The sequence below is a fragment of the Phyllobacterium sp. SL163 genome, from assembly GCF_049896885.1.
Lineage (GTDB): Bacteria > Pseudomonadota > Alphaproteobacteria > Rhizobiales > Rhizobiaceae > Phyllobacterium > Phyllobacterium calauticae.
The window spans coordinates 1-20,870 of record NZ_JAFCVE010000007.1 but is presented as its reverse complement, the minus strand read 5'-3'; the positions used below and the strand labels follow the sequence as shown (position 1 = coordinate 20,870).

The following is a 20,870-nucleotide window of genomic DNA, read 5'->3' as shown; positions in this document are numbered from 1 at the left end:
TCCTCCATGCAAAAGGGCACCCGGCCGGTGCCCTGGCTCGTTTGAAGTCTACGGCTGAAACTCTTCCGTCACCGCCCGGTACCGCATGACACCGGCGAAGCTGCCGCGGTTGTCGGCCAGCGCCGTCTGCGCGTATTCGAGGCGGATGCTGACGAGTTTGTGCCCTTCCAGAGGTAGCGTCACTGACAGCAGGAGCTGCTCGATCCGATCCATAATGTCGAAAACCGTTTTTCGGCTGGCCCGATGTGTCCACACAAGCAGCGTCAGCAAATGCTCGCCGCCGCGTTCGGTAGACGTGCTCCAGTCATAGGTGCTGGCCGTCCCGAAGGTGATGTAGGGAAAGTCGGCCTGCTGCGGCACATGATCGAAAACCCGCCGGTTCACCCATTCATTGAGACCCGCATCCGCCTTGAGTACCTGCAACAGTGCCTTTTGCAGTTGAAGCCCGGCGCTGGTCATCGCACGGGCTTTCGTTTGTCCGGCGCTTCCTGTTCGTACCCGGCCGGCCTTGACGCGTCCGTCATCTCTTCGCGCAGCTCAATCGCGCGCCAGCGCAGTGTCCGGATGAGGTCCGCTACCGTTATTTGCAGGCTCAGTTTCATAGCCCCTCCACCCGTGCCCGGCAGACGAGATATCGCCCGGTTTCATCGGGATCGTGAATTGTCACCAGCCGGAAAATGCGGGCTCCCTTGCGCAGGCGCATGCCGCTTTTCACATCACCCCGTCCCCGCAGCGTGATGCGATGCGTGATTTCGGCCAGGCTCTGCCCGCCGTAAAACACCATGCCTGCACCCGCCGGCTCGATATGCGCCCAGACGGTGGCTATTTCCTGCCATTGTTCGACGCTGCCGTTCACGGCATCATCGGCAAGAACCGCCCGTTCCAGCTGCAGTTCATGCGCCAGTTTGCCGGGATCAATGAACAGCGTCGGCATCAGAGCGAGACCCTTCGCCAGAGATTGACAACACGCTCGAATGCCGGCGTCAGGGCGGCGGGATGGTCGGCCGGGCTATAGGTCCCGCGAAACTCATACCAGTGGGCAACCAGGGTCATCAGTGCGTGTTTGAGCGCATCCGGCACATCCACCCCCGTTTCGCCGAAACCGGCTATGACATCGATCTCCAATCCGCCCAGCCCATGGGCCGGAGATTGCAGGTGCAGCCGTGCAGGACGGCTTGCGGCCTCCAGATGCATCGCCACGGTCGGGAGAACGACCGGCACCCCGTCAGGCTCGTAGGCCGTCACGGCAGCGACGGACTGCACGGGATAGCGATCAATTCTTATCAGGCCGTCATTCGGCCAGCGGTCGGTGTAAAACCGCAGCTGCTGTTTGATCAGCACCAGTCCGGTCAGGGTCTCCAGTGTTTCGCGTGCCGCCTTCAGCAACCCGGAAAGCAGTGCATCCTCGCCGGTTCCGCTCAGCCGCAGGAACTGACGCAGATCCGCCAGAGCCACCGGCTCCACAGCCGGCGGCCTTACTACCGTGATGGTCATGGACATTCCTGCATTGGTTGAGAAGCGTTCGGCTGGATAAGTGTCGTGCAGCCGATCCCTGTTTGACTACGCCGCGAATTTCAGCAGCTTGATCGCATCGAAGTCCTGCACGCCGCCGCCCACGCGCTTGGTCGTGTAGAACAGCACGTAGGGTTTGGCGGAATAGGGATCACGCAGGACCCGCACCCCGGTGCGATCCACCACCAGGTAGCCGCGGGCGAAATCGCCGAAGGCAATGGCAGCGCCGCCGGTTGTCATCGGTGGCATCGCCTCTGCTTCGGTCAGCCGGAAGCCCAGCAGCGAGGCCTGCTGGCCAGGTGCTGCGGGCGGCGTCCAGAGATAGTTGCCGTCATTGTCCTTGAGCTTGCGCACGGCTGCCTGCGTCTTGCGGTTCATCACCCAGCTGGCATTCTGCCGGTATCCGGCCTTCAGCGTGTAAACCGTATCAAACAGGATGTCCGAGGCGTTCGAGGCTGCAAACCCACCGGCAATGCCGGTCGAGACGCTGCCCAGCTTGCCCCAGCTCCAGATCGCATCGGCAATGCTGTCATAGGTCAGGAAACCCTTGGGTTGGCTGGTGCCGTTGCCGTTTATGAAGGCCTGCCCCTCCTGTTCGGCGAAAGCGGTCTCGACCTCGGAGGATATCCACTGTTCCACATCGACGGCCGCGTCATCCAGCAGCGACGAGGATGCCGCCGGCATGGCGTAAAGTTCCATGGTGGGAAATTGCAGTTCCGCCAGTTTGGAGGCTTCCGTCTGCGGGCGGGCGTCGGTTTCCCCGACCCAGCCCACAGCCGGTCCCTTCACCGCAAACGGCTTTTTCAGCACGGAGCCGGATACCTGCCGCACCGTTGCGAGGGCACGGATGGGCGAGAGCGCGGCCAGCCGCATGCCGATATCGCGCTCAAGTTCCGGCGGCACGAGATAGCCGCCATCGGGCGCGGAGCCGATGGAGAGAGCCTTGGCTTCGATGGTGCGCACGCCATGCTCGTCGCCGCGCCGGATATAACTGTCGAAGGCGGTCTTGTGCTCCAGCGACAGCAACGGGCTCATCCCTGTTTCCAGAGTGGGCCGCGCCTTTTTCAGCAGCATATGGTCGATCACGCGCTTCTGTTCATCCAGCGCGTGATTGATGCGTTCGACCTTTTCATCGGTCAGAACATCGGCGCTGGCACGTTTTTCAATTTGCCTGATCCGGTCGTCATTGTTCTGGCGGAACTCATCGAAAGCCTGCATGAAATCATTGAATGCTTCGGCTACATTCTGTGTGCCCGCATTCTTGGCTTCGGGTGCCGGAGTGGAAAATTGTTCGGTCATTTCAAATCCTTTGTGTGTGAAATGGAGAGAATGATTCAAGCGCGGAGCCGCCGGGCGGCCGCCCGCAGGGTTGCAGCCAGCGCCGCATGAACGTCTGCCGGCTGCGCCTTGACCTGCCCGACCCGAGCCGAGGGCAGCATCGGAAACGTCACCACGGAAATTTCCCAGAGGTCCGCCTCGAGGATACGCCGATTGCCGAGGCCATCCGTCTTGGCCTTGACGGTGCGAAAACCAATGGACAGCCCGTCGATTGCCCCGGAGCGCATGAGTTCCAGCACGTCGCGCCCGCGGGTAACACCGGTCGTCAAACGGCCCTCGACATAGAGCCCGCGCCTGTCCTCGACGATCCGGGTCCAGACGCCGATGGGCTCATTGGGATCGTGCTGCCAAAGCATGCGAATGCCCGCGGCACCACGCTTGCGAATGGACGCGGCAAAGGCCCCGGGCGCGATGACATCCTTGCCAAGGTCGACCTCGCCGAACAGGCTGGCATAGCCGGAAAAACTGCCGTCGAGCTCAACCCGTTCGATGGCCACTCCAGCGAACTTTTTCTCAATTCTCTTATTTCTCAGCATTGGCGATATCCCTTTTGCCGGAAGGACTTGGATGATCCTGCGGAGGTTTTGATTCACCGATGCGCGCCGTCAGACGGGAAAAAATGCCAAGGGCGGTCCAGGCCGCAAGACTGGCAGCGGCAGCGCCCATCAGCATCAGTTCGCCATCGCCGAGCTGGCCGCGAATGTCGAGTTCGGATGCAATCTTCACACCGGCCAGCCCGCCAAAGGCCAGGCCGCAGACGATGCCGACGATAAAGCGGATGGCTGCCTCGCTCTTGTCCCTCGGCAGCATGTAGGCAAGTGAGACAGCGGAGCCTGCAACGGCACCGGCTGCCTTTGCCGCCAGAATCCAGGCGGCATCGGACCAGTTTGTCATGATCATTCTCCGGAAAATTCGTGCGGCCTGCGGGCATATCCCACGGCCTCTCTCTTCTCGTCATCACTGAGGAATGGCGCTGCCGATACGCGCTGCCACAGCGCGTCCCGTTCCATCGACAATCCGTCGATACGATCGAAATCCGGCTCCAGCCGCAACCCGGTGCCATAAACCGGACCCAGCCAGTTGCCGATGGCCTTGGCGGTGCGGGTGATCAGCGGGATCACCGTCAGGCGATAGAATGCGCGATTGGCTTCGGCATAATTGGCATAGGTGTTGTCGCCGGGGATACCGAGCAGCATGGGCGGAACACCAAACGCCAGCGCAATATCGCGGCTGGCAGCATTCTTGGCGGCGATGAAATCCATGTCGCGCGGCGACAAGCCCATGGATTTCCAGTCGAGGCCGCCTTCCAGCAGCAGCGGCCGCCCTGCCTTGGCCGCGCCGGTGTATCCCTCTTCCAGTTCGGTCTTCAGCCGCTCGAACTGCGCTTCGGTCAGCCGTGCCGTATCGGCAGGCGCATAGACGAGCGCGCCGGATGGCCGTGCCGAATTATCGAGCAGCGCCTTGTTCCAGACGCCGGACGCATTGTGAATATCGAGGGCCATCAAAGCCGCTTCGAGCGGTGCAAATCCATAGTGGTCATCCAGCGGATGAAACAGTTTGAGATGCAGTGCCTGCCCGTCATCGAGTGGGATGGTGCGCTTGCTCGCGCCAACGCCATAGCAGAGCGCCAGCGGCCATCCGTTGTCACCCGTGACCACGCGTATCCGGTCCGGGCGCAGAAGGTGCAGTTCGCTGGCACCGTTGCCGCTGCTGACCCTTTCCACATAGGCGTTACCGGACAAAAGGAGATGACCGTAGAGCGTTTCGAACAGGCTGGCCCCGTCGGCGCCGCGATGCGGATTTGACAAGAGGTCAAGCAGCGGATGCTGCGTGTGTTCGGTCCGCCTCTCGTAGAGCAGCCAGGGCGTGGCGGCAGCGGCTTCCGCCAGCAGACGCACGCAGCGGTAGACAACGGGATTACGCATGAATCCCTGCCGGGACAGTCCGGTGTAACCGCCCTGCGACCAGCGCGCTTCGCGGTCGAACTGCAGGGCGACAAACCCTTGCGCTGCCTTGGTCTGCAGAGGCGGGTTTTCGTTCGCGGCGCGACGGCGCCACGGCCAATGACGTGCCATGGGACATGTTCTCTTTGTTGGGTGAAACGGATCAGCTCGCCGGGACAACCGCACGCCGCATATCGCACCGGCGATTCAACCCTGCATTCGTTGAAGCTTCTGCAAAATCCGGCAATGTGTTGAAGCGGAACAGGTTTTGAGAGCGAAGCAGAACGCACCGAGCCAGCCGGTGTATCGGGAAGATGGGCCTCCCGGCCTCGGCAAGGGCCTTGCTCTCAAACTTGGAGGTGGAAGTGTGGTACCTACCACTTAGCATCACCTTGGAAATGAAAAGGACCCGGACGTGCTTGCAACTAACGATCCGGATCCAATTCATTTTCTAAGAAAATGGGCGCGGGCGAAAGCTCGCGTCCCACTCCAAGACAATACAATAACTCCGCCGCCTTTCCAAGCAACCCGGGGTTTAGCCGACCACGCGAACACGCGGGATGGCCCCTCGCTCCGATAACAACCGCACGCCGCATATCGCAGCGACGATTCAACCCTGCATTCGTTGAAGCTTCTGCAAAACCCGGCAATGTATTGAAGCGGAATAGGTTTTGAGAGCGAAGCAGCACGCACCGAGCCAGCAGGTGCACCGGGACGATGGGCCTCCCGGCCTCGGCAAAGGCCTTGCTCTCAAACTTGGAGGTGAACGTGTGGTATCTGCCACTTAGCATCACCTTAGAAGTGAAAAGGACCCGAACGAGCTGGCAACTCACCATCCGGGTCCAATTCACTTACTAAGAAAAGGGGCGCGGGCGAAAGCTCGCGTCCCACTCCAAGACAATACAATAATTCCGCCGCCTTTCCAAGCAACCCGGGGTTTAGCCAACCACGCGAACACGCGGGATGACCTCTCGTTTCAGCATCAGCTCGCTCAGGGCCCAGACCAGCGCATCGACGCGATCCGGCGAGCGGCCATTCGACAAGCCCGCATGGGTGAAATCGCACATCTCATCTTCCAGCGCGGCAAACCGGCCCGCATGTCGGACCCTGCCCTGTTCGTACAGGGCGGCAATGGGCTCGGCACGCAGTGCCTTGCCGCGATTGGCCCGCACGCCGCGCACCGGCACCCTATCGTCCTGCGCGGCAATCACCGCAGCCACCATATCGCCGCCCTGATTGATTTCCGCGATGATCAGGTCAGCCTCCAGCCGGTGAAACAGCGCAACCGCGCGCCGTGCCCATTGGATGGGCTTGGCCGGTGCAAAACTCTCATCCGCGAGTACCCAGCCCGTCCCCGCCGCATCACGTCCGGCAGCAACAATGCCGCAGGCATCGGATTTCCGCGTGGCGCTGGCCGGGGGATCAATGGCAACGACAATCCGTTGCATCTCGGGCACATCATTGCTGTAAATCTCATCCACCATCGACCGGGACCACAGGGCATCGCGCCGCTCCTCAATCAGCTCGCCGTCAAGCTCCTGACGGCCAAGCCGGGTTCCGCCATAAAGCCTGTTCACATGTGTCAGAAAGCTTTGGGCAAGATTGGCTTCGTTCTCCGCCGTTCGCATGCGGTTCACCAGAACAGCATTATCATTCATCAATGTCTTGAGCAGCGCGATGGGTTTCGGCGTGGTTGTCACCACCTGCTTGGGATTTTCCCCGAGGCGCAGACCGAATTGCAGCATGTCCCAGGTTTCCTGCGCGTGTTTCCACTTTGCCAGTTCGTCGCTCCAGGCTGCATCGAATTGAGGCCCGCGCAGGCTGTCGGGATCCTCCGAGGAGAACATTGCCGCCGTCGCGCCATTGGCCCAGACGAGCCGCCGTCGCGTCACCTCGAAACGCGGCCGCTCGGCCCGCGATACTGCCATGATCCCGGACGGGCCGTCGACCATGACCTCGCGCACATCGGCAAGCGTTTCGCCCACCAGCGCGATGCTGAGGGATGATCGCGGCCGGAAGGGTGGAAAGCCCTGCACGATACTGTTCACCCACTCGGCCCCGGCGCGGGTCTTGCCGGAACCGCGCCCGCCAAGGATCAGCCATGTCCGCCAATCCCTATGCGGCGGTTGCTGGTTCGCCCGCCCCTGGAACACCCATTCGTTGATCAGTGCCTGCATCTGCACAGGGCTGAGATTGTCGCTGCACCAGTTCGTCGGCGCGGCAGAGGGCAAGTTCATGGATTCTTCCGTCGATGCGCACCAGCGCTTCGCGCAATTCTTCCGGGCTCAGCATGAGCACGGACCGCTGCTGTTCAACGCGCTTCTCCTGCATGTCGCTGAGGCGATCCATGGTGCGGGCAAGCTGCGCGAGAGCATCCAGCCGTGTCTTTGCCGTCACCGTCTCGTCTCCCAGTTGCAGTTGCTCCAACTCCCCACGCAAAAGCGCCATGAGATCGTGAATGAGGGTAATTTCCGTGTTCTGGCATTCCAGATATGCAAGCGTCAGCCCGTCATCGCGGACGCGCTGTTCGAACTCCGTCCGGCCGATGCCGAACACCGGCGCCATTGCGTCGGCGGAAATCCCGTAGTGCCGGCAGAGATCATAGGCGTGCCGGCGGCACAGCGCGCTCTCGCCGCGCCCCATCATTGTCATGGCCAATTCCTGGAAGATCAGATCGCCCGCCACCGGAGTGATCCGGGCACATTTCTGACGATAACCAGACCCTACAGAAGTTCCGTCACGCAGTCAAGGACTATTTTCCTAAATATGATTATTTTCTTTCAATACACCCGCCGTCAGGCGGAAGCCTTCCTCCAGCCGAGCGCCAGCAGCCCTGCCCCGATCATCAGCGAACCGCCGGTGCGGTTGACCGCGCGCTGCACCCTCGGCTTGCGGATGGTCTGGCGCGCCATGGAGGCCATCAGCGCATAGGTTCCGGCGTTGAGCGTTGCCAGCACCAGGAACGTCGTTTCAAAGATCACCATCTGGGTAAAAACAGGCTGCGAGGTGTCGAGAAACTGCGGCAGGAACGCCACGAAAAAGATGATGCTCTTGGGGTTCAGCGCCGTCACCACATAGGTGTGCAGGAAGATGCGCAGCGCGCTTCCATCGCTCTCCTGCGCTTCGCCTGCGGCGGCATTGTCCGCCACCGGGGCGCGCCACAGCTTGATGCCGAGATAGATCAGATAGGCTGCGCCGATCCATTTGAGCACGGTGAAGATCGCGGCGGAGGCGGCAAGCAAGGCGCCGAGCCCCAGCATCGATGCCGTCATGGCAGTGAAATCGCCCAGCGCCACACCCGCCACGGTTGCAGCGGCAAAGCGACGGCCATGGCCGAGCGCATAGGAAATGACCAGCAGGATGGTCGGACCGGGAATGGCCAGAAGGATTGCCGATGCCGCAACAAATGCCAGCCAGTGTTCGATGGACATGCTCTTTCTCTCCCGCCAAAAAACCACAGCAATCCATCACCGGAACACAATTGCAAGTGGAATTTTAACCGCCCCGGACTCCATCAAATCTCGGTGTTGGCGGCTGCGCCCCTTGTCGCCTGATCAGAAAAAGAGTTAAATTTTTCCTTGAGATAGAAAGGGACGAAACGGACTGCCGCGGTCTTATAACGGCCATCATAAGAAGCTGTTAAGCGTAATCGGCTACATCATATCTTCGCGCGCGATGTGGCTGACGACAGGCAGACAAGAGATTGGCATGATGAACGAGCCTCGGGCCAAAAACACTCTGACCGAGAAGAAACGCAAGCGATTCAAGGTCTCGCCTCTGCTTGGACTTGATGCCTGGATCGATTCGTCGCTGTACGAGCTGCGTTTCCGCCTCGCCGAATTCTGGGAAGACACCACCATCTTCTTCCGCCGTTTCCATGTATCGGGCTGGCGGCGCGGCGTCGTCGAACTCCTCAGCGAAGGCTTCACCTGGGGCACCGCCGGTTCCGTGGTCATGCTGACGCTCGCCATCCCAGCCTTCCACGACACGGAAAAGAACTGGCGCACGCGCGACGATTTCGCCGTCACCTTCCTCGACCGCTACGGCAACGAGATCGGCCAGCGCGGCATCCTGCACCGCAGCGCCGTGCCCATCGACGAATTGCCCGACCATGTGATCAAGGCGGTGCTGGCCACGGAAGACCGCCGCTTCTTCGACCATTTCGGCATTGATTTCCTTGGTCTTTCCCGCGCCATGACGGAAAACCTGCGCGCCAATTCCGTGGTCCAGGGCGGCTCCACCATCACCCAGCAGCTGGCGAAAAACCTGTTCCTGACCAATGAGCGCAGCCTCGACCGCAAGATCAAGGAGGCGTTCCTGGCGCTGTGGCTGGAATCCAACCTGTCGAAAAAGGAAATCCTGCAGACCTATCTCGACCGCGCCTATATGGGCGGCGGCACGTTCGGCATCGCCGCGGCCTCGGAATTCTATTTCGGCAAGAGCGTCAAGGATGTGAACCTCGCCGAAGCGGCCATGCTCGCCGGCCTGTTCAAGGCACCGGCCAAATATGCGCCGCACGTCAACCTGCCTGCCGCCCGCGCCCGCGCCAATGTGGTGTTGAGCAATCTCGTGCAGGGCGGACTGATGACCGAGGGCCAGGTGGTCGGCGCCCGCCGCAATCCCGCAACGGTTGTGGACCGCGCCCGCTCCGAAAGCCCGGATTACTTCCTCGACTGGGCCTTTGACGAGATCCGCCGCGTCGGCCAGAAACTGCCCTCGCACACCCTCGTCGTGCGCACCACGCTCGATACCGGCATCCAGAAGGCGGCGGAGGAATCGGCGGAATATCACCTGCGCCAGTTCGGCAAGGAATACCATGTGACGCAGGCGGCCATCGTCGTCCTGGAAACCAACGGCGCGGTGCGCGCCATCGTCGGCGGGCGCGACTATGGCGAAAGCCAGTTCAACCGCGCCACGGCGGCGCTGCGCCAGGCCGGTTCCTCGTTCAAGCCCTATGTCTATGCCGCCGCCATGGAAAAGGGCATGACGCCAAAAACCATGATTTCGGGCGGCGCCGTGTCCTGGGGCAACTGGTCGCCGCAGAACTATTCGCGGCAATATCTCGGCCAGATCGACCTGACGACGGCCCTCGTCAAATCCATCAACACGGTGCCGGTGCGCCTTGCCAAGGATTATCTGACGACGGCGCCCATCGTGGCGCTGGCGAAAGCCATGGGCGTGGAATCGGTGATCAGTTCGCACAAGACCATGGTGCTCGGCACCTCGGGCATGACGGTCATGGATCAGGCGACGGGCTACAACACCTTCGCCACCGGCGGCCTTGCCGGCGTGCGCCATGCCTTCACCCAGGTGAGCGACCAGAACGGCAAGCTCCTGTGGGACTGGAAGACCGACGGGAACAAGCCGCACCGGGCGCTCACCGAAAAGGCGGCGTTCAACATGAACATCATGCTCAGCCAGGTGCCGGAATGGGGCACAGGACGGCGCGCCGCCCTGCCGATGACGCGCGTGGCGGGCAAGACAGGCACGACCCAGAGTTACCGCGATGCCTGGTTCGTCGGCTTCACCGGCAACTACACCGCGGCCGTCTGGTTCGGCAACGACAACTTCACCCCGACCAAGGAGCTGACCGGCGGCATCCTGCCGGCGATGACCTGGCAGCGTTTCATGAACTACGCCCACCAGAACATCGATCTGAAGCCCATTCCCGGCATCGATCCGGCGATGCCGAAACAGGACAAGGTGGCCGCCGCCAAACCGGCCACGGCGGACGAGGAAGCGTTGAAGGCAGCCGAGCGCCCGCGCGTGCTCTCCAATGCCACCGTCACCTCGCTGCGTGAAATCGGTCAGGCGCTGAAGGAAGCACCGGCACTGAAACTGCCCGATGTGCCGACGAAAATCTCCGCCCGCTGACGCCGTTTGCCGCGATGCTGTGCGTGGTTCGACAAGCTCACCATGAGGGAGGACGGTTGATTGCAGGGATCTGAAATCTGCAAGGTCGACGGCTGGCTTGAAACTCGCTCACCATGAGGAAGGTGGGGGATTGCAGGGAGTTAGTTTTTGCAACGGTTGTGATCAACCGTGCACCAGACCACCTCCCTCATGGTGAGCTTTTCGAACCACGCACCTCATGGTGAGCTTGCTGAGCTTTTTGAAGGGTGAACCACGCACGAACAACCGCGCATAACACTGATTCGCCATGCCCCGCGCGCAGCGGAAATGCGGGCCAGGTTGTGCTTGCAGCGATCACCTGCCGCCGCACGGCGACATATTCAAGGTTGAATCTAAGGTTGATTTCAAGCATTTAATACAATCTATAGTAGGTTAAATACACGATATACTATACTAAAGTATCACGAATAACTTGAAATTTACGGGTTGAAATCCTGTCTCTTCTGGTTATCGTTGAACCGGCAACTATACTACTGCGTGAGTAACGTTGTACTCAGCAGCCATTTTCAGACATTGATTTTTGAACAATCCCTTTAGGAGAAATGATGAAAGTTTTCGTCCCCATTATCGCCATATCCGCCCTCCTCACCTCCACCGTTGCCGGCTGGTCCGCCGAAACGCCTCCTAAGTCAAGGACGGCGACCGGCACTCTGCAGGTTAAGCTGACGATCAACGAGGAATGCAAGGTCAATCCCGACGGTGAGGCCACTCTTAATTTCGGAACGCCGGCTATTCTGGCTCAAGATGCCGATAGCGTGGGCACCATCAAGGTCCTGTGCACCAAAGGCACCACTTACAGTATTGGGCTGAACGCCGGTAACAATCCCTCCAATCCGGGTGATGTTGCCACCCGCCGGATGAAGGGCACTGGCGCCAATAACTACGTCGGCTATCAATTGTATTCGGACGAGGGCCGCAAGAACGTTTGGGGAAATACTAAAGAAAAAGATACCGTTGACTCTAAAATCGCAGACGGCACCGCGCAGCCTTATTCGGTCTACGGCCGTGTGTCGAAGTTGACAACAGGCGTTGCTACCGGCGAATACACAGATGCGGTGACAGTGACGGTTAGTTTCTGATTATCCCGGACATTTTAAGGCTCTCTTGTGGCGAGAGCGTGCAAAGAATGCACGCTCTCCAGCAGCGAATTTGAAACATACCTTTAGGAGCGACAATGAAAATTGTTATCCCCATCATTGCTCTGTCCGCGCTGATTGCATCCGGCGTTTCCGCCTGGTCAGGCTCGACCGGCGGCAGCCTGCAAATCAAGATGAAAATTGACAAGGAGTGCAAGGTTAGCGATGCCCTTCTGGATTTCGGAACGACTACTGTTGGATCTTTTGGTCGCGTCATCGAAGGGTTCATCAAAGCCCAGTGCACCAAGGGCATCCAGTACAATATCGCCCTGGGCCCTGGCATGAATCCGGTGAATAGTGAGCCGCCTCAACCGTTTTACCGCCGCCTTATATTGCCAAACGATCCAAGCAGTGGTGACGCTTCTAAATCACGCTATAAAGATTTCATCCCTTATTATTTATACTCAGACGCGTCCCACTCTACACTTTGGGGTGATGGTAGCCGGTCTGGCATGCCTGCCCTCCCGAGAGAAGCAGATGGTACGGTTCAGTCGATCGCGGTCTACGGCAAAATCGAAAGTGTTGGCCTAATGCGCGATCTTCCCGGCACCTACACGGACACGGTGACGGTGACGGTTCAATTCTGATCGATGTCCTGGTCGGCGGCGGCAATGTCGCCGATCCGGTCGTGTTGCTCATACGCAACACCATTCTCCGCCCGTCCGGCCGAAAATCAGGCAAGCGCTATTTGAACGATTTTGAACGATAATGATTTACATACATTTATTTTGATTTTTCAAATATTTAGACTGGATTTTTTATGACTTTATCCCATTCCGCGAAGCTGTTCTTCGCCGTAACCTCCTTTGCCTCCATGCTGGCTTTCAACAACACCGCCCTCGCAGCGCCGCTGCAGGTCTCGCCCATCTCCGTCGATCTGACGGCCCCCGGTCAGACGTCCACCGTCAACCTGCGCAATGAGGGTGACCGTCCCGTCAATGTCCAGGTTCGGGTGTTTTCCTGGACCCAGGTGAACGGCGAAGACAAGCTCACGCCAAGCCGCGATGTGGTCGCCAGCCCGCCCGCCGCGACGCTGCAACCCGGCACCACCTATACGATCCGCATTGCCCGCATCGCCCCGCCGCTGAAATCCGGCGAGGAAACCTACCGGCTGCTCGTCGACCAGCTGCCAGAGGTCAATATCCGCCGCCCGGCTGCTTCGGTGGATATGCTGCTGCGCTATTCCATCCCGGTTTTCTTCACCGAAAGAGCCGCCGGTGCCGAGCTCAAATGGAATATCAGCCGCTCCGGCAAGACCCTGATTGCCGAGGCCACCAATGTGGGCAATCGCCATGCCAAGATCGCCGGTCTCGCGGTCGCCTCCAAAGCCGGGACGGTTTCCTTCGGTGAAGGGCTCAACGGCTATGTCCTGCCCGGCTCGACCCGGCGCTGGACCGTCAGTGCGGGTGCGCAGCGCATCCAGCCTGGCGCCAGCGTCAATGTCACGGCCAAGGGGGATGACTATGCGGTCAATCAGACAGTTGTCGTCACGCCTTGATCTGCGGCTTGCCTGCATGGGGCTTTGTCTGGCGGGCGCCCTGTCACCCGCCCTGGCCGAGGAGGCACCGCCGATCACACCGGAACTGCCCGCATCCGGGCAGGAGCTGCTGCTTGGCGTCAAGGTCAATGACCATGCCTCGCGCGTGCTTGCCCGTTTCCGGCATCTGCCCGACGGCAGGCTGGCGGCGACGCCGGACGAATTGCGCAAGGCCGGTTTCCGCGCGGAGCGCGGTGTCGCGGGCAAGGATGGTTTCATCCCGCTCGACAGCCTGCCCGGTGTGGCCTGGGAATATAATGATGTGGACCAGATGATCGCCTTCACCGCGCCGGATCGGGCGCGCGAGCCGACGACTGTCGATCTCGGCGGCGAGAGCGAGCCCATCGATTATTCCGCGGTCCGTTCGGATTTCGGGCTGGTGACGAATTACACCCTCTATGCCACATCAGGTTCCAACTGGCATGGCGACAATCTTGACGGCAGCCTGAGCGGCAGTGCCGAGTCACGGCTGCTCACGCCTTTCGGCACACTGTCGACAAGCGGCCTCGGCCGGATGAACCCCTTCGATGCGGGACGCTATGACATCGCCCGGCTGGACAGCAACTGGCGCTATGTCGATCCGAAGCGCATGCTGACCTACCAGATCGGCGATACCGTTTCCGGCGCGCTGTCGTGGAGTTCGTCCTATCGGCTGGGCGGCCTGCAGATCAGGCGCAATTTCGGTATCCGCCCGGATCTGGTCACCACGCCCGTCCCCAGTCTCAGCGGCAGCGCCTCGGTGCCCTCGACGCTCGATCTCTATCTCAACAATATGAAGGTCTATTCCGGCGAGGTTCCGTCGGGGCCGTTCGATTTCAGCGGCCTGCCCTTCCTTGGCGGCGGCGGCGATGCGCGCATTGTCATGAAGGACGCGCTCGACCGCGAATCCGTGATCCAGCGCTCCTATTTCTTTGCCCCCGGCATGCTGCGCAAGGGCTATGTGGATTATTCCGCCGAAATCGGCTTTCCGCGCCTTGGCTACGGCTATACCTCGTTCGACTATGTCAGCGATATCGCCGCCTCCGCCAGCATCCGCTATGGGCTTGCCAACTGGCTGACCCTGGAGGGGCATGCGGAAGGCATCCGCAGCCTGGTCAACGCAGGCGCGGGTTTTGTCGCAAGCCTCGGCCCCTATGGCTCCGTCAATGCCTCGGTGGCGGCAAGCCGTTACGAGGGCGATGTCGGCGAGAAGATTTCCGCCTATTATCAGGTCTCCCGCAACGGCTATTCCTTCTATATCGGCGGCGACCGCATGATCGGCGGTTATAATGATGTCGGTCTGGTGGCGGACCGGCGCAACAATTACGAGACACCGGTTTCCGCCCGCAGCCGCCAGGTCGATCGCGTCGGCCTCTCCTTCCCGCTCGGTTTCGATCCCTCCTCGCTCAGCCTCGGCTTCTCCCGCATTCATGGCGCCGGGCGCGACAGCGATTCCAGCCTGGTCAGCGCGTCCTGGTCGCGCACGGTCTTCGACAAGGTCTCGCTCTATGTCACCGGCTATGGCGATCTCAGCCGCGGCGGGGATTTCGGCGTCTATGCCGGTCTGTCCATGCCCATCGGCAAGGACATGACCGCCTCGGCCAGCCTGTCGCGCAATGGCGATCACATCGGCGTCGATACCAGCCTGTCGCGATCCTCCGGGCTCGAGGAAGGCGCTGTCGGCTGGACCATACGGGATCGTGAGGGCGGTGGCGGCAACGGTGCCCGCTCGGTCAGCGCCAATTACCGCACGCGGCTGGCGCAGCTTTCGGGCTCCGTCGAGCAATCCGGCGATCAGGGCCGCGTCACCGGCACCATCGAGGGCTCCGTCGTTGCCGCCGGCGGCGGCGTATTCCTCGCCAATCGGGTCGACGATGCCTTTGCCGTGGTCAAGGCGGGCGGTCCGAATGTCGATGTCTCGGTCAACAGCCGCCGCGTCGCCAAGACGAATTCCCGCGGGCGTGCCCTCGTCCCATCGCTGGAGTCCTACCGCAACAACCGCATTTCCATCGATCCGGCCAATCTGTCCTTCGATCTGCAGCCGGACCAGACGCAGGCGATTGTCGTGCCTGCCGACCGTTCCGGCGCCGTCGTCGATTTTGGGGTCAGCAAAGTCGATGCCGCCATCGTCAACCTGACCGGGCCGGACGGCAAGCCTTTGCCGCTCGGCGCCGCGGTGCAGCTTGACGGGTCCAGCCAGCCCACCGTCGCCGGTTATGACGGCCGCACCTACCTCACCGGGCTTTCCAGCCGCAACAGCATCACCGTCACCCTGCCCGAAAACGCCGGCACCTGCCATGCCACGTTCGACTACGCGGCAAAGCCCGGCGCGCAGCCGGAAATCGGGCCGATCCCATGCCGCTAGAAAGAGGAAGTGCAATGCCCAGTCCAAGCCCTGCCCGCCGCGAGCCTGCGATTCTGGCGAGAGCCTTGAAGATCATAATCCTGCGCCGATGGTTTCTCGCCCTGTCGGTCCTGACCGTCCTGCTGTCGATATCACCTGCATCGGCGCAGGTCTGCAGTGTGAAAAGTATGGAATCGCTTGGAACCGTAAAAATAGCAGATTTGATATCAAATGCCTCGACTTCCGCCTCCACCACGGCCAAAATCATCTATGAATGCCCTCAGGACGTCGTTGATATGGGGGGCGTGATTTGCGCCTATATCGAAGACAACAACGGCAATGTGTTTTACCAGGGACAGCCCCAGAAGGATTCCAGCCTCGCATGGGAGGGGAAATTCAAGTCGCCCGACTCCAATCAAGATAACGTAGGAGCGGTGAAATTAAAGAAAGGCTCACGCATTCTCGAGGGCCGCATGGATTTGACGGCCACCTACTTGCCCCGTGCAAACCAAAGTAGAGTACGGGCAGGCACATATACGTCGACGTATAGCCTCGTCAGCGTTACCTACAATGACAATACGGGGGAGCCAGACTGTTATGACCTGTCAAAGATTAAGGCCCACTCGAGGCGCGTTACGACACCATTCCAGTTGCAAGCCGAAGTCCTGACAACCTGCCAGCTCGAGAACAAGGGCGAAAAGGATACGTTCGATCCGATTGATTTCGGCACAAGAGGCGCCCTTTCCGCAGCAGATGCCGGCGCCGGGGCGATCCGCGCAACGACCAATATCGATGTGCGCTGCACCTATGAAACGCCCTACACGCTTGATCTCGGCGATGGTGAAAATTTTAAAGATGGCACGCGGCGCATGAAAAACGGTGACAATTTCCTGGCCTATCAGCTGTTCAACAAGACCGCGTCGGGCGAATCCTCGCCCTGGAGCAAGCTTTCGGGGATTGGCAACACGGTCAATACGGTCAACAAACACACGGTCGAAGGCCGATTGACCACACCCATCGCCGTTGCTCCCGCTAAGGGCACATACGAAGACAGGATTGTCGTGACGCTGACATTCTAGGACATCGGGTACAATCGTAATTGTCCCGCACCACCTTGCCTCACCGCACATTTCGCGTGTAGTCATCGTTCATGCTTCGAAATGTGCTTCTTGCCCTCATCGCTCTTGTCATTGCCGTCGGCGGCGGCACGCTGAGTGCATGGTATGCCGTGAACCGCTTCGACGGTTTCGGCACGCTGACCATCGGGCAATGGACCGGCTATCCCGATGCGGGCACGCCGCAGTCCGACCCCTATGCCAAGGCGCGCGCCGCGCGCGAGGGTGCGTTTCCGCTCGGCAGCGCCGAGGGCCTGGCCTTCTACGCCTACCGCGACGACCAGGGGCAGACGCTCAATCGCCAGTGCACCTACCGCATGGCCGGCAACAGTCCCAATTCGCGCTTCTGGACGCTTTATGCGGCGGATCTGGCGCTGATTCCGCTCGATCCCGGCGCGGACCGGCCGCCGGCCCTGCACTCGCGCCAGATTTTCCGCGGCGACAACGGCGCATTCATCGTTGCCGTCTCGCCCAAGGCTCAGGCCGGCAACTGGCTGGCAACGGCCGGCTCCGGCCGCATGGTGCTGGTGATGACGCTCTACGATACGCCGGTCGGCGGCAATTCCGGCCTCGTTGATATGACCTTCCCGGCGGTGAAAAAGGTGAGCTGCGATGGGTAGACTGATCCGCGCCCTGCTCTTCGGCCTGGTCGGCGCCGGCATCGTGCATGTGGCCGTGGTGCTGCTTGTGCCGCTCTATTCCGACCGCAATGCCTGGTCGCGCATATCAGACTATGGCGAAGACTGGGCCTTCCACCCCGTGGTGCGGCAGGCGACGGCGCAGACCGTGCCGCTGGCGCTCGATCCGCTATTCGAAGCCGTGGCTTGCCGCTTCGACATCACCGACCTACCCGCCCGCATCACCGGCGTCGGCACGGCGCCCTACTGGTCGATTTCCGTCTATGACCGGCAGGGCGAGAACATCTATTCGATCAACGACCGCACCGCCATTGCCGACCAGCTCGATCTCGTCATCGCCCGGCCGCTGCAGATGATCGAACTCAACAAGACCAAGCCGGTATCGGCGGCCAATTCCGTGCTGATCGAAGCGGATATGAACGAGGGCTTTGTCGTCGTGCGCGGCTTTGTGCCCGACCAGTCCTGGAAAGCCCAGGTCGATGCCTTTCTGAAAAGCGCCAACTGCGCGCCGCTGCTGTGATTGCGTTCAGCGGCGCGCCGGCATCCCCACGTGGATGATCAGGCCGCCTGCGCTGAAGCCTTGGCTGTCTTGCGGCGGGTAAAGCTGCGCCTTCCGTCGACACTGACCGGCACATCCCCGTCGACCGTGGCCCGGCGTACGACACGGTGCTGGTCGCCATAATCATTGACCGCATAGTGCTGGGTTGCGCGATTGTCCCAAATTGCCACATCCCCCGCCCGCCAATGCCAGCGAATGGTGTTTTCCGGGCTGGTAATGTGGGATTGGAAAAGCGCGTAGAGTTTGGCAGAATCGCTTTTGGAAAGACCGGACAGACGCTGGACAAAATTGCCGAGCAGCAAGGTGCGCTCGCCGGTTTCCGGATGCACCCTGACCACCGGATGCTCGGTCTCATAGATTGTTGAGGTAAAGACGTCCTCATAGTGCTGGCGTTCCGCCTCGGTCGCATGCGGCCGGGCCGCAGCATAATCATAAAGATTGCTGTGAACGGCCCATAATTGTTCAGCCAGAAGCTTGAGCGGTGCAGGAAGATTCTCATAGGCAGCGTGCGTATTGGCCCAGATCGTGTCCCCGCCCGTTGCCGGGATAACCACCGCCCGCAGGACCGAGAATTTTGGATAGGCATCAACGAACGTCACATCCGTGTGCCATTGGTCCGCGCGTCCACCGCCCCGGCTTGTGTCCAGGTTGAGAATGGAAGCTGTACCTTGCACGGCGCCCTGCGTGGGATGGGGAACAAGGTCGCCAAGACGCCGGGCGAAAAGCTCCTGCTGCACATCGTCGAGATGCCCCTGATCGCGAAAGAAAACCACTTTGTGGCGCAGCAGCAGACCATTGATCGCTGCTATATCGGCATCAGGCAGGTCGCCATCCAGCCGAATATTCTGGATTTCGGCGCCAATGCGACCGTTGAGTTCCACTACATTGAATTTGAAAGCACCGGTATCAATAAAATTTGCATGGGTCATCGTGCCACCCGTAAAAATCGGTTGAAAGATCGCGGCGGGCAGCCGTCCACTGCCCGCCCCATCATTCAAATCCGGCGGAAACGCGATTCACAGGCACAAACGTTTAAAACTGCCGCTCCGGATGAAAAACACCGTCGCGCAAATCCCATGAGATAGGCGGAACCGTTTCAAACCGCGGCGATGTCAATCCAGCAGACCTTCCAGTCCCTTCTGCGTCTTTGTCGCCGTGAACTGCTGGATGTCATAGGTCGCAAGTTTCTTCTGCCAGAACGGGTCTTCAGCCAGAATGGCGCGCAGCGCCTCCTCGCTCTCGCTCCGCGCCAGAATCACCCCGCCGGTGCGCGGCACCTTGCGGCCCGATGCGAGAAAGGTGCCGTCCGCATAATGGCGGTCGAGAAAGGCGATGTGCGCGGGAACGGCTGCATCGAGCGCGTCCAGCGGCGCGACATAATTCAGCGAAACGATGTACATGGGATAACTCCGGCGGGGATGATCGTACCCCTGTCATATAGACGTGCGAGCCCTCGGACAAAACCGGTGCGCCGTCAAAAAGCGGTGATCACGGGCGATTGCAAAACCGTGCGCCGCGGTTAACCTGCGCCCGTCCCAACAGCCCGCTGGAGAAAGCGCCCATGAAACGTCTCGTCCTTGCCGCAACCGCCGCCCTTCTCGCCCTCACCGTTGCACTGCCCGCCCGCGCCTTCGATCCGCAGAATGCCGAGCGCATAAAAACCCTCGTCGACACCGGCATGCAATATTACTGGTCGGGCGGCGACGTCAAAAAGGCGGAAGCCGAGATTTTCAAGGGCATCACCCTGCATGGCCGCTACGACGTGGTGGAGCAATCCTTCGCCGAGGCGTCGAAGCTGGCACCCGAGCAGCTGAATTTCCGCTTTGCCGTCGCCTCCTCGCAGATCCTGCAGAAGAAGGTGAGCGAGGCACGCGCCACCTATCAGGACATCCTGGCCAAGGACCAGACCTCGTTCGAGGCGCAGGCGTGGATCGAGGCGCTGGCCCATGTCGGCAACGATGAAACAGGCGCCGCGCTGGCGCATCAGGCGCTCGCCGGGCTCGACCGCGACAAGGCGGAAGCCTACCGTCAGCGTTTTGTGCGCGCCGAACAGATCATCGCGGACAAGCCCAATGCCGATGTGCCCGTATTGACCGGCAAGGTGATGATCGTGGCGCTCGGCTATGCGCTGGCCAAGGATGGCACGATGGAAAAGCCGCTCATCGACCGGCTGGATGTGACGCTGAAGGCAGCGCAGGCCAACCCGGCGGCGCGCGTCATGGTCACCGGCGGCCAGCCGCAGGCGGGTGTCACCGAGGGCGACCTGATGACCAAGTGGCTGGTGGAGAAGGGCGTCGACCGCGACCGGATACTGATCGAGGACAAATCCAAGGATACGGTCGGCAATGTGTTGAATGTCGCCAACCTCCTGAAGCGGCACACGGCCGACAGCGTCATTCTGGTGACCAGTTCCAGCCATATGCGCCGCGCCCGGACCCTGCTGGAAGATGCGCTGAAGCAGTATGGCATCGGCGCTAATGTCGTGCCAGTCGTGGCGCTCGATGCGCCATCGCTCGACGAAGCGGCCAAGGTTTCAGCCGATGAGCGGCTGGTGATCTATCGCGACCTGATGCGTGTGTCGGGCCTGTGGGCCTATCCCGGCCTGCAGCAGTAACAGCCTCTGTGCGGCCAATAAGCAAACGGCAGGCTGCGCACGCAGCCTGCCGCCATTTTTCAAACCGCGGTTCAGAACCGTACCGTCAGATCGGCTTTGACGGCATTGTCGTTGACCTGACTTGAGAACTGGCCGGTATAGGTGAGGCCGAGCGTGGTGGCCCTGCCGATATCGTAGGCGAGGCCGGCTTCCACCAGTGCGGTGTCCTGCGCAACCGGCAGGCCGCTGACGTCGAAGCTGTC

23 protein-coding genes are annotated in these 20,870 nt (G+C 60.7%); 9 read left to right on the top strand and 14 right to left on the bottom strand.

Annotated elements, in window-relative coordinates:
- Nucleotides 1-48 precede the first annotated feature (48 nt).
- From ACP7B1_RS16110 to ACP7B1_RS16060, 11 genes are all read right to left on the bottom strand, one after another.
- Nucleotides 49-459 (bottom strand): DUF3168 domain-containing protein, encoded by a 411-nt coding sequence (locus ACP7B1_RS16110; RefSeq protein ID WP_346307408.1) that lies wholly within the window; start codon nucleotides 457-459, stop codon nucleotides 49-51.
- The gene (locus tag ACP7B1_RS16105) at nucleotides 456-602 is read right to left on the bottom strand and encodes a hypothetical protein (RefSeq protein WP_346307407.1); all 147 of its coding nucleotides are present in this window, start codon (nucleotides 600-602) and stop codon (nucleotides 456-458) included. The genes ACP7B1_RS16110 and ACP7B1_RS16105 overlap by 4 nt, the downstream gene beginning before the upstream one ends.
- Nucleotides 599-934, bottom strand: coding sequence for a phage head closure protein (locus tag ACP7B1_RS16100; protein ID WP_346307406.1), 336 nt, complete (start codon nucleotides 932-934; stop codon nucleotides 599-601). Before ACP7B1_RS16100 ends, ACP7B1_RS16105 begins: the two co-directional genes overlap by 4 nt.
- Complete coding sequence (locus ACP7B1_RS16095; protein WP_346307405.1) at nucleotides 934-1,494, bottom strand: head-tail connector protein; 561 nt, start codon at nucleotides 1,492-1,494, stop codon at nucleotides 934-936. The genes ACP7B1_RS16100 and ACP7B1_RS16095 overlap by 1 nt, the downstream gene beginning before the upstream one ends.
- A 66-nt stretch (nucleotides 1,495-1,560) precedes the next feature.
- The gene (locus ACP7B1_RS16090; protein WP_426137113.1) at nucleotides 1,561-2,811 is read right to left on the bottom strand and encodes a phage major capsid protein; all 1,251 of its coding nucleotides are present in this window, start codon (nucleotides 2,809-2,811) and stop codon (nucleotides 1,561-1,563) included.
- 35 nt (nucleotides 2,812-2,846) lie between these two features.
- Nucleotides 2,847-3,386 (bottom strand): HK97 family phage prohead protease, encoded by a 540-nt coding sequence (locus tag ACP7B1_RS16085; protein ID WP_426137111.1) that lies wholly within the window; start codon nucleotides 3,384-3,386, stop codon nucleotides 2,847-2,849.
- On the bottom strand, nucleotides 3,373-3,744 hold the full coding sequence (locus tag ACP7B1_RS16080; protein WP_346305872.1) for a DUF6107 family protein: 372 nt from the start codon (nucleotides 3,742-3,744) through the stop codon (nucleotides 3,373-3,375). Before ACP7B1_RS16080 ends, ACP7B1_RS16085 begins: the two co-directional genes overlap by 14 nt.
- 2 nt (nucleotides 3,745-3,746) lie before the next feature.
- Entirely contained in the window at nucleotides 3,747-4,925 is a 1,179-nt protein-coding gene (locus ACP7B1_RS16075; RefSeq protein ID WP_346305871.1) for a phage portal protein, read from the bottom strand.
- 806 nt (nucleotides 4,926-5,731) lie between these two features.
- The gene (locus tag ACP7B1_RS16070; RefSeq protein WP_346305873.1) at nucleotides 5,732-6,970 is read right to left on the bottom strand and encodes a DNA-packaging protein; all 1,239 of its coding nucleotides are present in this window, start codon (nucleotides 6,968-6,970) and stop codon (nucleotides 5,732-5,734) included.
- Nucleotides 6,909-7,445, bottom strand: a complete 537-nt coding sequence (locus tag ACP7B1_RS16065; RefSeq protein WP_346305870.1) for a hypothetical protein — start codon at nucleotides 7,443-7,445, stop codon at nucleotides 6,909-6,911. Before ACP7B1_RS16065 ends, ACP7B1_RS16070 begins: the two co-directional genes overlap by 62 nt.
- A gap of 143 nt (nucleotides 7,446-7,588) precedes the next feature.
- Entirely contained in the window at nucleotides 7,589-8,224 is a 636-nt protein-coding gene (locus ACP7B1_RS16060) for a LysE family translocator (RefSeq protein WP_346305869.1), read from the bottom strand.
- Nucleotides 8,225-8,501: 277 nt separating this feature from the next.
- Between ACP7B1_RS16060 and ACP7B1_RS16055 the strand changes: the two genes are divergently transcribed.
- Complete coding sequence (locus ACP7B1_RS16055; RefSeq protein WP_426137110.1) at nucleotides 8,502-10,667, top strand: transglycosylase domain-containing protein; 2,166 nt, start codon at nucleotides 8,502-8,504, stop codon at nucleotides 10,665-10,667.
- 187 nt (nucleotides 10,668-10,854) lie between these two features.
- Here the strand turns inward: ACP7B1_RS16055 and ACP7B1_RS16050 are convergent, their stop codons facing one another.
- Entirely contained in the window at nucleotides 10,855-11,058 is a 204-nt protein-coding gene (locus ACP7B1_RS16050; protein ID WP_164045357.1) for a hypothetical protein, read from the bottom strand.
- A 193-nt stretch (nucleotides 11,059-11,251) separates the two neighbouring features.
- Here ACP7B1_RS16050 and ACP7B1_RS16045 point away from each other — a divergent pair, with 193 nt between their 5' ends.
- The 7 genes from ACP7B1_RS16045 to ACP7B1_RS16015 all read left to right on the top strand — a co-directional run bounded on the left by ACP7B1_RS16045 (nucleotide 11,252) and on the right by ACP7B1_RS16015 (nucleotide 17,975).
- A complete protein-coding gene (locus ACP7B1_RS16045; protein ID WP_426137109.1) occupies nucleotides 11,252-11,785 on the top strand; it encodes a Csu type fimbrial protein in 534 nt (177 codons plus the stop codon).
- A 95-nt stretch (nucleotides 11,786-11,880) separates the two neighbouring features.
- Nucleotides 11,881-12,429 (top strand): spore coat U domain-containing protein, encoded by a 549-nt coding sequence (locus ACP7B1_RS16040; RefSeq protein ID WP_346305125.1) that lies wholly within the window; start codon nucleotides 11,881-11,883, stop codon nucleotides 12,427-12,429.
- A 173-nt stretch (nucleotides 12,430-12,602) separates the two neighbouring features.
- Complete coding sequence (locus ACP7B1_RS16035) at nucleotides 12,603-13,340, top strand: molecular chaperone (RefSeq protein WP_346305126.1); 738 nt, start codon at nucleotides 12,603-12,605, stop codon at nucleotides 13,338-13,340.
- Nucleotides 13,306-15,723, top strand: a complete 2,418-nt coding sequence (locus tag ACP7B1_RS16030; protein WP_346305127.1) for a fimbria/pilus outer membrane usher protein — start codon at nucleotides 13,306-13,308, stop codon at nucleotides 15,721-15,723. The genes ACP7B1_RS16035 and ACP7B1_RS16030 overlap by 35 nt, the downstream gene beginning before the upstream one ends.
- A gap of 14 nt (nucleotides 15,724-15,737) precedes the next feature.
- Complete coding sequence (locus ACP7B1_RS16025) at nucleotides 15,738-16,781, top strand: spore coat U domain-containing protein (protein WP_346305128.1); 1,044 nt, start codon at nucleotides 15,738-15,740, stop codon at nucleotides 16,779-16,781.
- A gap of 71 nt (nucleotides 16,782-16,852) precedes the next feature.
- Nucleotides 16,853-17,437, top strand: coding sequence for a DUF1214 domain-containing protein (locus ACP7B1_RS16020; protein WP_346305129.1), 585 nt, complete (start codon nucleotides 16,853-16,855; stop codon nucleotides 17,435-17,437).
- On the top strand, nucleotides 17,430-17,975 hold the full coding sequence (locus ACP7B1_RS16015; RefSeq protein ID WP_346305130.1) for a DUF1254 domain-containing protein: 546 nt from the start codon (nucleotides 17,430-17,432) through the stop codon (nucleotides 17,973-17,975). The genes ACP7B1_RS16020 and ACP7B1_RS16015 overlap by 8 nt, the downstream gene beginning before the upstream one ends.
- A gap of 38 nt (nucleotides 17,976-18,013) precedes the next feature.
- Here the strand turns inward: ACP7B1_RS16015 and ACP7B1_RS16010 are convergent, their stop codons facing one another.
- Both ACP7B1_RS16010 and ACP7B1_RS16005 read right to left on the bottom strand, forming a co-directional pair.
- Nucleotides 18,014-18,943 (bottom strand): TauD/TfdA dioxygenase family protein, encoded by a 930-nt coding sequence (locus tag ACP7B1_RS16010; RefSeq protein WP_346305131.1) that lies wholly within the window; start codon nucleotides 18,941-18,943, stop codon nucleotides 18,014-18,016.
- Nucleotides 18,944-19,126: 183 nt separating this feature from the next.
- On the bottom strand, nucleotides 19,127-19,414 hold the full coding sequence (locus tag ACP7B1_RS16005) for a YciI family protein (RefSeq protein WP_346305132.1): 288 nt from the start codon (nucleotides 19,412-19,414) through the stop codon (nucleotides 19,127-19,129).
- Between the two features lie 161 nt (nucleotides 19,415-19,575).
- Between ACP7B1_RS16005 and ACP7B1_RS16000 the strand changes: the two genes are divergently transcribed.
- Nucleotides 19,576-20,628 (top strand): YdcF family protein, encoded by a 1,053-nt coding sequence (locus ACP7B1_RS16000; protein ID WP_346305133.1) that lies wholly within the window; start codon nucleotides 19,576-19,578, stop codon nucleotides 20,626-20,628.
- Nucleotides 20,629-20,870: the final 242 nt, after the last annotated feature.